Here is a 14,627-nt window from a genome sequence, read left to right as displayed (position 1 = left end):
GATAGTCCTTAACCAACAGAGGTTGTCAAACCCTTTACTGTCGTACTTGCCGTGCCCTTAATATCCACTGTCATGCCTTGAACAAAAGCCGCTTGAATAGCCTTAACGGCGACACTACCGCCTTGCAAACTCGCACTATCTGTTGATTTTAAGCTAAGTGAGCTAGATCCCGTAATACTGACTTTATCCGCATTCAGCATAATTTCACCGTCTTTGACTTCAATCACACTGCTACCAACAGCAAACTTAATATCCTTATCTTTGAGTGAAATGCTAGTACTACTTTTTTGGATTAACACCTCATCGGTGGTTACTTTAACGGTAATATCACCGACGATAAATGCAATTGTTTTTTCTGCTTTTAAGCTATATTCATTACCAATTTGCAATACTGCGTCGCCTGCACTTTTATACTGGATATTGCAGACTTCTTTTTCCTCTTTACCTTTGACAGCAACCGAAATCCCGTCGCTGTTCATTGCGATTGCGTGCTTTGCCATTATGAGTCCTTTTTAACACTAAATTGATTAATGGTGAAGCTCACACTCTTACCTTGCGGCTTCTCAATATAATACTTCCAACCAGACACCGGCTGATGCTTTAAGATAAAATAGATAGCAACAGGCGTATCACTGACATCTAAAGAAATCTTTTGCGTACGTTGATCTGGCATAAACACATAACGTATAACCCCTTGATCAAGTGCGCTTTGGCTAATTGTTGCATAATCTGCTGTGACAAAACTCTTTTGATCTACCGGTTGGCTAATCAGCATTGTGATTGGCTGTTTATCATTTGCATCTTTGGATAAATCCATTTTCACCGTCATCGTTGTTGAATGATACCAGGGAATTAACGAACAGCCACTTAACACTAAAAACATTGCCGCTATTGTTATATATTTCATCATTTTTGCCATTATTTTACTCCTTTGTGGCGATTTAAGCCTCTGACCGCTTTAATATACCCATATTTCTGTAGACGTGTACAATACGCCTCTACATGCTTTTTATACATCTACGCCTGAAAATTATCCGCATTGTTGTCTTGTTGATACTTAACCAGGTTCAAAATGTCTGACTTTAGCTGAAAACTCACGACAAACGGTGCTACTTTGCTATTGTCGCTACTGATCTTCCAACTACATAGCCAATCACGATTACAATGAGCATCCGCCAACATCTTAAACACCGCCCACTCACCTTGATAGGTTTTTTGATAGGTGATATTACTGCTACTTAACCAACCTATGGATACGGTCGGTTGCAATTGCCAATCATAAACAACAGGGTGATTACTTTGATCATACGTATCTAAACCTAATACACGATCTTTGGCTCCAATCTGCATAAACGACAATACCATTTTGCTAATACCATCTAAAGAAACCTGCTTAAAAGGCGTTGCTGCAACAAACATATCTACCGCTCGCGGTTTGCCATCTGCCGCCCATAAATCACTTTGCAAACGATAAAAGTAATTAAATGAATCAACATAGCTCACAAGCGTCTTTTGCTGTTCTATGGTCAAGTTCTTATCAACTTGCCAAATCCCACTAATCGCATCTAAATGAATAAAGCCCTTAAGTAGTGCATACATTTCATTGTAAACAACACCTTTAGGTCCAAACATGTCATTTAATGCATCTGAGCTCATGACACTACTGGAGTTTAAATCCAGTGGGAATTTACTTTTCACAAGCGCAATTTTAGGCACAATATCCAGATCCCACTGCTGCTTCAAGTCAATAATAAGATACTGCGCAACACTCAAGCGAATGATACTCTCAGGCACTTTAAGCAATTGATATGCCTCATTATTTGGCACTCCCAAAGCATCGATCAAACCATTGATTTTGGCTAATAATGAATCTTCTTTAGTTGAATTAATCTCTTCATATAAACGGGTATAATTTTCACGATTGCGCTGATAAAGATTATTACTAATGGATGATAAAACTTGCTTATAGTCTTGGTATTTCTGGGACGCCACAAACTCATTTAATCGCGCAAAATTATTGGGAATGACTTGCAGCTCAGCTGGCAGTGTTTCTCCTTTGCCAAAACTTGTATTAGTTTTGATATAATCAAGCATATTACTAAATGGCGTATTATCTGAAGTGATATCAATCAAAAACATCTGCAGATTATCAATGGACACTTTGGTTGGCAGCGCATTTTGCAATACTTGATTCAACATCTGCACATATTGACTGGCATAATGTGTTAATGCCCCCTTTTCCAAACGGTCTAATGCGCCATAGTTAATATTGTATTGCTGCAGCAGTTTCACCAGACTTTCATAGCGTTTTAATAGAGGTAACACAATATTCATTAAAGTGTTCTTTGAATACACCAATGACACAGCAGTCACATTACGCGAAAATACGGTTTTGAAAGTGTATTGATAGTAATCACTATTATCAAGCAAATTGATCGTATTTTGATTGCGATCAAGCACACTGACCAAAATAGAGTTAAGCTCGGCACTCAATAAAATTCGCTTCCATACCTGCTCTTTTGATTGGTCGACTGAACGCTTACTAAAGAAGGCATTGACTTTATCGTTATAATGAAACATTTGCTCAACCATATCTGAGAAACTTGTGATATGATTCTGCGTAGCTGGAATAAGGTTTTGTAGATCAATCAATGCCGTACTACCACTACAATAAGACTGATATTGTGGTAAAGCACTGCCTAATTTTGCCAAGAATTTGCTAACACCTGAATTATTATTAAGCACTTCATTGGTTAACATATCTGGTACAACTTGTTGCAATAAACACACCTCTTGGTGGGTAATCACATTGCGACTGATATACTCTTTTAACTGATCATTGGTCGCATGAAAGTAATCACCATCGAAAAAGGCGCTCAACATCTTACCTGAAGCAATGCTACTTGCTGATTTTATAATTTTATAGTCGTCTGATTCTGCTTTGTAGAGATTATTAGGAATATGAGAAACTAGTTTATTGTTGTTACTACCATACCGATAAACAATACTAAATTGCTCAGAAGACAATCCGGTAATCAAGGAAATAAGTGATAAATTATCCTTTAATATATCGGCGACCTTGCTTGAATTGATGCTGGCAATAAGTGATAGATAAATCACTTTGTGCAGATAATCTTCTGTTTGATAAAATTTAGGTAACAACACGTTCTCATACAAATAGTTGGCATATAAGCGGTTTAATGTTTTGTTACCATGCGCATTATACAAAAAAGGCAACAATAACTGGCTGCGATAAAAACTCACCCACTGATCATAGGTTTTAGCAGCTGCTGCCGTTTCCATTGTATCTAGTGGCGCAAAAGGGCGTTTAAGTTGAATAAATTCACTAAATTCATATTGCTGATAGGCATTATAGGCAAACACTGTACTAAAGAATGCCGAAACTAATACTGTCACAGGCACCAAAACATGCCTTGGCTTTAATGCATTTTTATACGCTTTAGAGCCAAAATCAAAAAACGTACTGTGATAGTTTTTAGCATGTATACCAAAATTAAGATGAATCGCTTGAGCGGGCACTTGACCATAGGCACCTTGCGTTAACTCCGAGACTAACTGTATCGCTGGCAAAGTCGCACGTTCAATCTGATATGCAGCGGTTAACGCACGCCGTACTTCAGTCGTATGATTGTTTAAATCACTAAATTGAGTTGAAATGCGGTGACGAATAACAGCAAACACATCATCTAATCTTGTTTTAATATCCTCAGCAGAGCTTGGCACTTCAAAGCTTATCTTGGTATCATGTTTCAATAAATCAAAAAGTGCTTCTATTTCTTCATCCATCGCAAAATCAGCAACTGACAGGTGTATCTGATAATTTCCATGCGAGAATAACGGCATTTGTGCCATAAACTTCTGAAACATCGCAAATTGACTGGATATAAACTCATGACTTGTTGCCTTTAATAAAACGACAGGTAACTGAATATCACCACGATGATATAGCTTATTCAAAAAACCATTAAACAACGGGATATTTAACTGTTTGGTACTTTCTAATGTGATCACGACAATCACCTTACCATGTCCAACAACGATTGATTGATTGGTATCCATGAGAGTAATTTCAAATATATCAAGATCAATCAAACTGCCAAGATAAGTCAAGGCATGATCCATATTGCCTTCATAAACACACAAAAAAGATGGCCAAAATGCATGCTTTGCCTGCTTTTGGATATTTAATTGCGCATCCGCATATGGGTTTTTATTTCTCTTCGCTTTTGGTGCTGCTTTTTTCAAGCGACCAAACATTGACGTTGCCTTACTTTTTTCATTCTTTAATGTCTTGATTAACCAGATAATAAAGACCAAAACAGCAGCTACTCCCATCGCGCCAAACAGCATGACGGCATATTTACTGGTTAATATACTCATTTTGACTCCTTTTCATCACTAAAGCTTAATATAATCCCTTGTTTATCACTAAACACCAAGCCGTTAATTCCCTCGCCATTTTTTGTCGATTGTTTTAGGTTAAATTGTTGATCACTCGCATCTTGGGTATAACTCAGTGCACATTCTTGTTGAGCGCCATAGAGTGTTTGCTGTGCTATTTTTTGTGATGCTTTATCTTCAATCGTTGCCGTATTTAGCTTAACTGATTTAATGTTCACGGTTTCTGCCGAATTAAACTGCAATAACACAACATCACCATTTCGTAATAAATTAAATGTATTTGCTGTTAAGCCAAAGCTCGCTACCGGTACATATAATGGTAAAGGCTTACTCGGATCTTTATAAAGGGCTTTGGGCAAATTACACGCATAGCTTAATAAATTCTCACTTTGCTTGGCATAGACATAATCACTGAGTTTAGTGCTTTGATCATCAGCAAAAGAGCCTTCATTTTCAGACTGCCCTTTATAAAGCTTATACGCATATTTAACACTATCATCAACATCTTTACCGATTGTCACCACTGCTTGTGTTTGGAATGCAATAAAAGGTTGATATCGCGGTAAATCATTTGCTTTGGCACTTTGATCTAACCATTGACTTTGAATCTGCACAAAGTGCGTAATACCAGCCGGTGTCCCAATCATCGTGATCTTCTCATAATGATCCTTATCCGCTTCTGATTCATAGTTCTGCTGGGTTAGTTTACGCTTCACAAATTTGATTGTTGCTTTATTTTGCACAAACTGAAAGCGTTGATAACTCAATATCACTGCTGTGCTTTGACCGACAAAGGTGTTTTGCCATTGTATTTTATCCAAAGCGATCAAATCATAACTTGGTGTTACGGGGAAAAAAGGCATAAGCTCACGCAAGCTTACATGAAACTTAGTGACACAAGCTAAATCGTTTTGCAAATCGTTTAAGATTTTTTGCTCGGTGTTTATGTAAATTTTAGCATCCTCAATGAGTTGAATGCGATCAAGAGCAAAGCCTTTAATTAACGGCTGTTTTTCATTATAAATTTTTACCAATGCTCTTCTATCCATATTCATATCTGCCAGATTCATCATGTTTTGTGCTTTTGACCAGAGTGGTTGCACTTGACAATGCGCATGATCAATTTGGAATAAATCTTTTGAGGTTAATGTACCTTTACCTTCAGGCTTTTTTTGCCAGTCACTTGTTAGCACATCATATAAGGCATAGCTGCTTTTACCCTTTGCAAGCTTATTATAGTCATACACCAAATAAACACTGTAATGACTCAAAGCTTCAATAAAATAATCATAGAAACTACGCGCGTAAGCGGACACCATAATTTGTTTTTGTTTGGCTGCCAACTTTTTGCATTTAGTTACATCAATCTGCACCCAGCTTTGAAAGAAATTATTATCATTAAACACATCAATATATGACTTATCAAAATCAACATAAATAGGCTGATGCTGTGACCAGAATGCCTTTAGTGGATCGCTAAATTTCAAGGTAAAAAATGGCAGCATCGATGCGATTTTACTCGTTTGTTTATCAATATGTTGCTCAACCAAAGGATCGACAAACCGTAAATGTTTATCGTTTGACATGGAAGCAATTGCTTGTAATTGCAGCTTAGTTTGGTACTTGGTATTTTTCTTATTAGGATCATCAAAAACATAGGTATTTTCTAATGTAATCGCCATCGATAACGGAGTATTCTGATACAAAAAAGCATAATCCGGATGGACACCATCATCATATGAGATTTGAAATTTAAGCATACCATCAAATCCATAACGTTTAAGCTCAAGATCAAGCTCTATAATATGATAATTAGCCAACATCAAGCCTTTAAACTGTGACTTTTCCGTTTGGTTTTGATACTTGTTACTCATTAATGTTAATGGCTTTGTTGCTAGATTTTCATCTAATGGATTAAGCTCAATCGTAATGGTTTGCTCGACGATAAACGGATCATAACCGATCACTGGACGAATCTTAGTTTGTAACAGCATAAACAACTTGCGTGACTCGTTCTTACTGACAACACTAAGCGCAAAAAAGCGTGATAGTTTATTCACCACCTGCTTGAATTTAAAAATATCCACGCTATCAAGCTGTAACAACACTTCCTCAAGCAACAAAGCCTCAAGCTCATCCAACATTAAACGCGCATTCTCAAGCATATTCGATGTATTTTGAAAATTTGTCTCTAGAATCTCATCCAATAGATTAATAAAAGTCAATTTTTCAAAATACACCTTAAAAGGTCGTATCACATAGCGTGATAACACGCCAGAAGATAATAAATCTAGCACCCGAGCATAGGCAATACTTTGGCGAAACCCAGGTTTTTGTTTGAGTTTAATTAGGCTTAAAACTTTTTGATGTAACATCTTCAGCTTATCAATAGTTTGATCATTTAACTCATCCATCACAGCAATGGTTAATACATCCAGCAATGCATGTGAGATATGTACAAAGTGCTCTGTACTTAAGCTTAGATTTGGCAAAACTTCAGCTAAGATAATTGACAATTGCATATTAATGTCTTTTGTTTCAGACGCATTTTGTTCTTGTCTTACTTCAGTTTTGCTCTCATCATCAAGCGCCTTATTTTTATCTATTGTTGCCATAACCATACTATTTCCCTATATTACCAATGGCTGCTTAAATTGATGTTTTGGATAAAACTCATAGCAATTAGAATCTTTCTTGCCAACATCCTTAACTGAAGAGATTTTAGATCCATCTTACAATATCAAAACAAATCGACCACTTGTCTGATAAATATCAAATACGTTTATGCTAGTAAGAAGCTTTAGCAGCTACTTAAGCACTATTTTAACGACACTCTTCATATTTTAGAATACCTAACATTCATTATTTTATGATTATTTGTTCTAAGAAGCATTAACATGACAAAGCTTGCTCGAAGATTCCCAATATAAAGTAAAGAATTGTATAGATTAAGTTTATATTTAAGCTAACAGTTAATAGAAATTTCAACTGAGAAATCGCTTATTACTCTGTAATATAAAAGCATCCTATCGATAAAAAAACAATCAGATCAAGCCAAGTTTAAAGCATTTTTTAAAAATAAAAAATAAATTTGTATTTTTTGCCTATATCTATTGACTAACCATAGATCAACAGGTTACATTGACCCAGGCAAATAGCTAACTAGAAAAGTGAATTTCTAGTAAAAATCTTAGATGCTTATAGGAAATAATATAATCAACTATAAGAGCATTAAATTAAGGAGCGGATAACATGGCTGTAAATAAGAAGCTTCCAAAATCAAGATTAATGATTGAATATGACACCAGGGTTAAAGGCGAAGCAAAGAAAAAAGAACTTCCATATCGTATTCTCGTCATGGGTGATTTATCAAAAGGTAAATCTAAAGATGCCAAGCTTCCGTTTGAAGATCGCGATGTCCGCGTGATTAAAAATGGACTTGATACAGTGCTTAAGGATATGGAGATCACCGCAAACATGCGTGTTCCTAATAGCATCAACCCTGCTAAATCACCAATGATTGATATCAATTATATATTCACTTCAATGGCTGACTTTCAACCTGATCGCATTGCTAAGAAAGTGCCTGAACTGAATGCACTCCTTCAATTAAAAGAAATGCTTTCTTCCTTTGAAAAAGATATTGATAACAATCGAACTTTGAAAAAAACCATTGATGGTATTTTTTCAGATAAACAAATGCTTGAGTCTTTGAAAAAAGAGATTCCCAATTTAGATCATTATAATCTTGCCAAAAGTGATGATGTTCTGCTTGAAGGTCAAGTGATCTCTAGCGAAGGAAGTTCACGGAAAAATGGTTAAGGAGAACGCAAAATGTCTGAAACAAGCACTGTAGAACAAAATGCTTTGACAAGTATATTTTCGATGTTTGGTGGATCACAAGAAGAAAAAAATAACAGTATCGAGAAGATAAATGCCAATATTAAAGAAGACGTCCATGCCGTTGACAATATTGCCGATGATTATTACTCAAGAAATATTGCGGCTCTTGCACTTGTACTAGCAAATAACCATGATATTGTAAACTACAATAAAGTATATGTTCAACGCGTAATCGAACGAATTAATCAAATCATTGAGGAACAAGTTAATAGTATCTTGCTGCATCCTGAATTTCGTTATATTGAAAATCAATGGTTACAACTTAAGGAAGTGATGCACCATGATTATGATAACATCGATGTTGCAATACTTGATGTAACCAAGGAAGAGTTACAATATGACTTTGAACGCAATCTGTATGATATCTCAAGCAGTGAACTATTTAAAAAAGTGTATGTCTCTGAATATGATCAATATGGTGGTGAGCCATATGGTTTATTGATGGGGCTATATGATTTCAAAAACAGTATGGATGATATCACTTGGTTAACTGGTATGGGCATGGTTGCTGAGAGTGCACATGCCCCATTTATCTCTGCGATTGACCCACAATTTTTTGGTGTTGACGATATCGCTGAACTCAAACAAATCAAAAGCTTTGAAACATTGCTTGAGCACCCACGCTATCGTGATTGGAATGCCTTTCGCAAAACCGACCAGGCTGCTTATATTGGCTTATGTCTGGGGGATTTTATCTTACGCCAGCCATATCATCCGGTAAACAATCCCGTTGCTGATAGCCGCATGAATAATTTTGTTGAGCAGGTCAACAATTACGAATCAAATGACACTTATCTTTGGGGTAGCTCATCATTATTGTTTAGCAAAAACGTTATGCGCTCTTTTGCTGAAAGCGGCTGGTTCCAGTATATTCGCGGGCCTGAAAATGGTGGCTATATCAAAGAGTTAATCGCACCAGTTTATAATATTCGTGGTTTTGATGAACAACGCTCGGCTTTAAATATTTCATTACCTGACTATATGGAACTGTCATTGGCAAATATTGGTATCATCCCCCTTATTGAAGAGAAAGGCACACCAAATGCCTGCTTTTTCAGTGTCAACTCAATCAAACACATTGAAGAATTTGTTGATGATTTTGATTCAATGAATTCACAATTGGTGGCTAACCTTTCTTACACCTTATGTATTTCACGTATCGCACACTATATCAAGTGTGTTATCCGCGATAAAATAGGGAGTGTGACCAGCACTGAGATCATTCAGGAGCAACTATCAAAATGGCTTGGCCGCTATGTTACCACGGTTTTTCAGCCAACAGCTTTGGAAATGGCAAAATACCCATTTAGAGCGGCAGATATCCAAGTGGCTCAGATCCCAGGCAAAACCGGCTGGTATAAGTGTAATATTACTGTACTGCCACATATTCAGTTTGAAGGTATGGACACGACTTTGAAGATTGATACACGTCTTGATCCAGGTCTTTTTGCTACAGCAGAAGCTAAAGGCGAAGGTGAATAATTATATTATTAACTGGAGTTACACACTTTTAAACCACTATAAAAAAGGAGTTTTAACATGGCAAGTATCGAACCTAAAGTAGCAAGATCCGTCGTCTTAGATGCCAAACCATTGAGCTTTAAACTTGGCGAAGCTGACTTTGCAGGAAGTCACTCTAAACCGCGTGTTTGGTTTGACTCATTGACCATATTAGGGCAAGATATGGGCAAGTTTTTATTTGCCATCGATGGTGGTCAAAACTTAAATGATGTCACAAACCCAACTGCTGCTTGTAATCTGATTGAGTTTCACTTATCTGGCCCACAAATGAAAGCAAGTCTTGAAGTAACTATTGGCCTACCAATTAGTCCAAAAATGAAAACCACATTAGAAGGACTTATTTCTTCTGTTAAGAAATCTGAAGCAAAGGATACATCAATCAAGTTTGGTAGAACCAATGACTCTCAAGAATATAAAAACGATGAGAAATGGGATGTGATTACTGACCTTTCTGAGCTTGTTTTAGTCCCTGTTGAAAACTCAGCCTTCAATATTGACTTTCAACAATATGGCTTTCTAGGCGGCTCAACTGCTGCAGCTGACTACTACATTCTAACTATCACGGGTGTTATGATCGATAAGGCGAATTTCTCCAAGGCTGCATTAGACGTTGTTCATGGTGAGAGTACCGAAAAAGGTCAGTATGGCTTATTGAGTATTGATGAAGCGGCTTCTTCAGCAGGTTAATATACCGTGCATCAATAATAAAAAGGCAAAATATGACAACAAAAGTTCATTGGCAAGATGGTGCATTATTAAGTGCTAAGTATTTCATAACACAAGATACACTAGGACATCAATATGTGGCGCAAGCTTTGCATCTCCCTTATCAAATGCAATATGGCATACTTAGCTTAAAGCTTGATACTAAACTTCTTAGTGTAGGCGAGCTTCAGGTTGATGAGCTTGCATTATATACACAATCCCGCTTGTTCTTTGAACTTTCACCACAACATAATGCCTTACATCTTTCGTTAACGGATCATGATGACACGAAAGCATCTATTTTTGTGAATGTCACACATCAATCACATATCGCTGATATTCCAACTTTGCGTCCTTGTTTTCATCTATCGTTTATACATGATCCAAGTGCTATACACAGCATTAAAATCTGTGAATTACACCTTAGCAGTGAGGGTTGGCAGCTTTCCGAGTTCACACCACCACTTTTAAGTTGCAATAGCACAACCTTCTTGCCAATTTTACATCGGCTGGAGAAAATTCTTATTTCACTTAAGCACCTTATCCAACATTATCAACATAAGTCTTATTTATATCCCCTATTAAATTTAATGCTTTTTAAACTTGAGGATAAACTACAATCCATTACGCAACGTGCTATCCACTATCACCCTATTGAACTGTATACCCTTTTAAAAGAATTATGCTTTATGTTGCCTGATGAACATCAAGTTTTTCAAAAGCACACATTACAAGTGCCTTTTGAGTTTTATGCGCCTTATCAATGCTTTCAAAATTTATTTAACACCCTTGAAACGTTTCTAAATAAACCAATTAAGCAACAGTTTATTGAATTAAAACTTGAGAGTGAATATTTTACTGCATCGCACTTAGCTAGCGATTTCCTTGCAGCTAAGCAATTCTTTTTAGTGGTTAAAAAACCCAACATTGAAAGCGTTGAATTTAATCCAAAATTTATTAAAATTTCATCAATTTCACGCAATAAACATATTAATCAGATGTCACTATCAGGTGTACAACTAGAATACATGCCCGATAGCGGAATACATCAGTTAAATAATCCTTTACTCTATAAAACCTATCGTCTACTACCTGGGCAAGAGTGGGATTATATCCTAAGCGAGAAGAACCTCATTTTCCAAGCCAATACTAAAAATGAGGCTTATCAATTTTTTATCTACTACCGTTAATATTTAATTATGATTAAGACATTTATTGATCGCTACCAGAAGCTCAAACGCTCCGTTAATATTGCCGAGTTACTTGAGTTAATACACTATTACAATATTAGCGCTCAACATGTCTGCTTTGTGTCAAATTTCTCAATCACACCGAGCAATAATCTAATCGAAGAAGTTTATGCTAGTGATCATGATATTTTCGTTATGATCAACCTCTCTAAATTGACGATTTTCGCGGGACTCCAACACTACTATAATCAAGCTGACAAAAATGACCAAATGCAAATTATTAATGCACTTAATCAGGGGACTTCTTTGCTACTGCACCAATATTTTTACGGTTTATACCCAGAGTTTAATCAAATATATGATAGTAGCTATCAAAATGGTCAGGTGATCTATTACCAACATGATACCAATAGCTTATCGATTGCCACACTTGTCACTAGCCTACAATATGCGTTATCGGAATACGGTGTCAGCTTTAGCGTACAATCCAGTAAATGTCTTCAACCTCTAAAGCCCTACTATATTAACCAAACAAGTTATTTAAATGCTTGCTATCTACAAGGGGTAAAAAATACTACCAAAGCACTTCTTAAGATTGTCGTTAGCGTGCCCAGGTTTAACCAATATATTATCGAAAACATTCAAAAAACAATCAGCAATAATGCTTATTTCCAGCGAATGCAAAATCTCATCAAAATTGATTTAACCATAAAACTCAATGAAGTAAATCATAAGTCATTTTTACCCCTTAGCTGTGGCAAAGATATCCTTAATTCCATTTTTCGCATACAACTATAAAAACACCCCAAACAAAAAAGGTCGCTTTCACGACCTTTGAATAATGGCGTCCCCAAGGGGATTCGAACCCCTGTTACCGCCGTGAAAGGGCGGTGTCCTAGGCCTCTAGACGATGGGGACACTAGGAAACTTTCACTGTTTTTCGACTCTCTGGCGAAAACTCCAGCGCATTCTAGTGAGCTTTGTATTTACTGTCAAGCACTATAAGAGAAATATTTTTTATTAATTTTCAAGCAAATGCTCTGATTTACATTAAACCATAATACATCGAAACCGCCTCATTAAAATAATCCAAAATAATATGATTACTGAAGTGCTGACCTGCATTCATATCTAAAAATCGCATTGGAATATCTCAACTAAAAAGGTTTTCTTGTAATAAATCTTGTGGTTTCTTTAAGGCAACAAACATAAAAAGTTATTCCTGATCAATTTATAGCTATCTTGATCACACATTCTAAAACTTCCAATCGACCATAGAAACGACTTTAGCAATAAAAACATAGCGATTTTTGGGCTAGTCCGTATAATAATGCCGGTGTATTGCACAAAGGAAATAAAAACCCATGAATATTGATTTTAGCTTTTGGCTACTGGTACTGACAATTGCCTCTGGCATTATTGCTGCCATTGACAAGTTTAAGTTTGAACCAAAACGTTTAGTACCAGTTATGGATCAGCTCCAAGGTATGAAGAAAAAAGAGCGTCGTAAGTTCATTCAAAAAAACAAAGCATTAAAGGCGCCGTTATTAGCTGATTATGCTCGCTCATTGTTTAGCGTGTTCTTAATTGTTTTTATCTTGCGTGGTTTTTTCATTGGCAATTTCCTAATTCCATCGGCTTCGATGACACCAACATTACCTGTTGGCAACTTTATTTTGGTCAATAAAACGGCATATGGCATCAGAAACCCAATTACCAATAATGTATGGATTAAAACAGGCAAACCGAAGCGTGGTGATATCGCTGTATTTCATTTCCCTGTAAACCCTGGTGTTGATTTTATCAAACGTGTTGTTGGTGTACCAGGGGATGTCATCTCTTACCAGGATAAAAAGCTTACTGTTAATGGCAAAGCAGTTGCGTATACCAACTGCTTAGACAACCAAGTCAATAGTTATAATGGCAATGGGCCAAATACTATTTGTACCGAGCATCTTGGAAAAGTTGCACACCAAATTGACAATATGGCTAATGCACCATCAGCTAACTTCACCAACCTAGTTGTCCCTCAAGGCATGTATTTTGTAATGGGCGACAATCGTGATAACAGTGAAGATAGTCGCTACTGGGGTTTTGTACCTGATAAGGATCTTGTTGGTAAGGCAAGCTTTGTCTGGTTTAGCTGGAATAGTTTAAATAGCTCCGTACGCTGGAGCGAAATAGGACGAGTATTATAAATAATGATCACAGATTACACTTCTTTATATCGTAGCATTGGCTACCATTTCAAAAACGAGGCACTTATTGCACAAGCGCTCACTCACCGTAGCAAACAAAAACAGCATAATGAGCGTTTAGAGTTCTTGGGCGATTCCATTCTTGGCTTTGTAATCGCCGAAGCGCTTTATCAAAAGTTCCCACATGAAGATGAAGGTAGTTTATCGCTCCTTCGCATGTATCTTGTGCGTGGCAAAACACTCACCGACATGGCAAAGCATTTTGACTTGGGTGAGTATATGTCTTTTGGGGTTGGTGAGCTTAAATCAGGTGGACACAAACGCGCGCGCTTATTAGAAGACGCCTTTGAGGCGGTGATTGGTGCAATTTATCTTGATAGTGATATGCTTGTTGTTAAAGAGCGCATCTTGCATTGGTTTAAAGATGTTTTAGCAACACTTAATGTTGAAGAACACACCAAAGATCCCAAATCACGATTGCAAGAGTATTTGCAAGCTAAGATTCAAACACATCCAATATACTCGATCGTTGCCACTGAAGGCTTGGATCATGATCAAACGTTTACGGTAGAAGTTTGTTTAGGCTCATCAACACAAAGCTATCGCGCCAAGGGCAAATCCCGCAAACAGGCAGAACATGCCGCTGCTAAAGAAGCGCTCAAAGCCATTAAAACACAAGATAAATAAT

Annotated in this window: 11 protein-coding genes and 1 tRNA gene; 7 read left to right on the top strand and 5 right to left on the bottom strand. The window is 36.8% G+C overall.

Annotated features, from left to right (window positions below; translation table 11 throughout):
• Positions 1 to 8 precede the first annotated feature (8 nt).
• From tssI to DNK85_RS09040, 4 genes are all read right to left on the bottom strand, one after another.
• Positions 9 to 500, bottom strand: coding sequence for a type VI secretion system tip protein TssI/VgrG (gene tssI, locus DNK85_RS09055; RefSeq protein WP_119329254.1), 492 nt, complete (start codon positions 498 to 500; stop codon positions 9 to 11).
• Entirely contained in the window at positions 500 to 919 is a 420-nt protein-coding gene (gene iglE, locus DNK85_RS09050) for a type VI secretion system lipoprotein IglE (RefSeq protein ID WP_119329253.1), read from the bottom strand. The genes tssI and iglE overlap by 1 nt, the downstream gene beginning before the upstream one ends.
• 98 nt (positions 920 to 1,017) lie before the next feature.
• Positions 1,018 to 4,401 (bottom strand): hypothetical protein, encoded by a 3,384-nt coding sequence (locus DNK85_RS09045; protein ID WP_119329252.1) that lies wholly within the window; start codon positions 4,399 to 4,401, stop codon positions 1,018 to 1,020.
• Positions 4,398 to 7,037: a hypothetical protein gene (locus DNK85_RS09040; RefSeq protein WP_162896642.1), complete on the bottom strand. Its 2,640-nt coding sequence runs from the start codon at positions 7,035 to 7,037 to the stop codon at positions 4,398 to 4,400. Before DNK85_RS09040 ends, DNK85_RS09045 begins: the two co-directional genes overlap by 4 nt.
• A gap of 637 nt (positions 7,038 to 7,674) precedes the next feature.
• On the opposite strand from DNK85_RS09040, the gene tssB reads away from it, so the two are divergent.
• The 5 genes from tssB to iglJ are packed head-to-tail and all read left to right on the top strand — an operon-like array spanning position 7,675 to position 12,539.
• Positions 7,675 to 8,244 carry a type VI secretion system contractile sheath small subunit gene (gene tssB, locus DNK85_RS09035; RefSeq protein ID WP_119329250.1) on the top strand — a complete coding sequence of 190 codons (570 nt, stop codon included), beginning with the start codon at positions 7,675 to 7,677 and terminating at the stop codon, positions 8,242 to 8,244.
• A gap of 12 nt (positions 8,245 to 8,256) precedes the next feature.
• The gene (tssC, locus tag DNK85_RS09030) at positions 8,257 to 9,807 is read left to right on the top strand and encodes a type VI secretion system contractile sheath large subunit (protein WP_119329249.1); all 1,551 of its coding nucleotides are present in this window, start codon (positions 8,257 to 8,259) and stop codon (positions 9,805 to 9,807) included.
• 57 nt (positions 9,808 to 9,864) lie between these two features.
• The gene (gene iglC, locus DNK85_RS09025) at positions 9,865 to 10,533 is read left to right on the top strand and encodes a type VI secretion system tube protein IglC (protein WP_119329248.1); all 669 of its coding nucleotides are present in this window, start codon (positions 9,865 to 9,867) and stop codon (positions 10,531 to 10,533) included.
• Positions 10,534 to 10,565: 32 nt separating this feature from the next.
• Positions 10,566 to 11,741, top strand: coding sequence for a type VI secretion system baseplate subunit TssK (gene tssK, locus DNK85_RS09020; protein ID WP_119329247.1), 1,176 nt, complete (start codon positions 10,566 to 10,568; stop codon positions 11,739 to 11,741).
• A gap of 9 nt (positions 11,742 to 11,750) precedes the next feature.
• Positions 11,751 to 12,539, top strand: coding sequence for a type VI secretion system baseplate protein IglJ (iglJ, locus tag DNK85_RS09015; protein ID WP_119329246.1), 789 nt, complete (start codon positions 11,751 to 11,753; stop codon positions 12,537 to 12,539).
• Between the two features lie 44 nt (positions 12,540 to 12,583).
• On the opposite strand, the gene DNK85_RS09010 is transcribed toward iglJ, so the two are convergent.
• Positions 12,584 to 12,659: transfer RNA gene (locus DNK85_RS09010), tRNA-Glu, on the bottom strand.
• Between the two features lie 446 nt (positions 12,660 to 13,105).
• Between DNK85_RS09010 and lepB the strand changes: the two genes are divergently transcribed.
• Both lepB and rnc read left to right on the top strand, forming a co-directional pair.
• Positions 13,106 to 13,939, top strand: a complete 834-nt coding sequence (gene lepB, locus DNK85_RS09005) for a signal peptidase I (protein ID WP_119329245.1) — start codon at positions 13,106 to 13,108, stop codon at positions 13,937 to 13,939.
• 3 nt (positions 13,940 to 13,942) lie between these two features.
• Positions 13,943 to 14,626, top strand: a complete 684-nt coding sequence (gene rnc, locus DNK85_RS09000) for a ribonuclease III (protein ID WP_119329244.1) — start codon at positions 13,943 to 13,945, stop codon at positions 14,624 to 14,626.
• The last annotated feature ends 1 nt before the right edge of the window (position 14,627 follow it).

Origin of the sequence: Cysteiniphilum halobium, from assembly GCF_003574425.1 — a bacterium.
In the GTDB taxonomy this organism is placed as follows: Bacteria; Pseudomonadota; Gammaproteobacteria; order Francisellales; family Francisellaceae; genus Caedibacter; species Caedibacter halobius.
Note: the sequence above shows the minus strand (reverse complement) of the source record. Positions and strands in the feature narration are given on the sequence as shown.

Bases quoted from the DNA above. Each gene is read 5' to 3' on its own strand.
- tssI (WP_119329254.1), bottom strand. From the start codon at position 500: ATGGCAAAGCACGCAATCGCAATGAACAGCGACGGGATTTCGGTTGCT.
- tssB (WP_119329250.1), top strand. From the start codon at position 7,675: ATGGCTGTAAATAAGAAGCTTCCAAAATCAAGATTAATGATTGAATAT.
- lepB (WP_119329245.1), top strand. From the start codon at position 13,106: ATGAATATTGATTTTAGCTTTTGGCTACTGGTACTGACAATTGCCTCT.
- rnc (WP_119329244.1), top strand. From the start codon at position 13,943: ATGATCACAGATTACACTTCTTTATATCGTAGCATTGGCTACCATTTC.
- iglJ (WP_119329246.1), top strand. From the start codon at position 11,751: ATGATTAAGACATTTATTGATCGCTACCAGAAGCTCAAACGCTCCGTT.
- iglE (WP_119329253.1), bottom strand. From the start codon at position 919: ATGGCAAAAATGATGAAATATATAACAATAGCGGCAATGTTTTTAGTG.
- DNK85_RS09040 (WP_162896642.1), bottom strand. From the start codon at position 7,037: ATGGCAACAATAGATAAAAATAAGGCGCTTGATGATGAGAGCAAAACT.
- tssK (WP_119329247.1), top strand. From the start codon at position 10,566: ATGACAACAAAAGTTCATTGGCAAGATGGTGCATTATTAAGTGCTAAG.
- tssC (WP_119329249.1), top strand. From the start codon at position 8,257: ATGTCTGAAACAAGCACTGTAGAACAAAATGCTTTGACAAGTATATTT.
- iglC (WP_119329248.1), top strand. From the start codon at position 9,865: ATGGCAAGTATCGAACCTAAAGTAGCAAGATCCGTCGTCTTAGATGCC.
- DNK85_RS09045 (WP_119329252.1), bottom strand. From the start codon at position 4,401: ATGAGTATATTAACCAGTAAATATGCCGTCATGCTGTTTGGCGCGATG.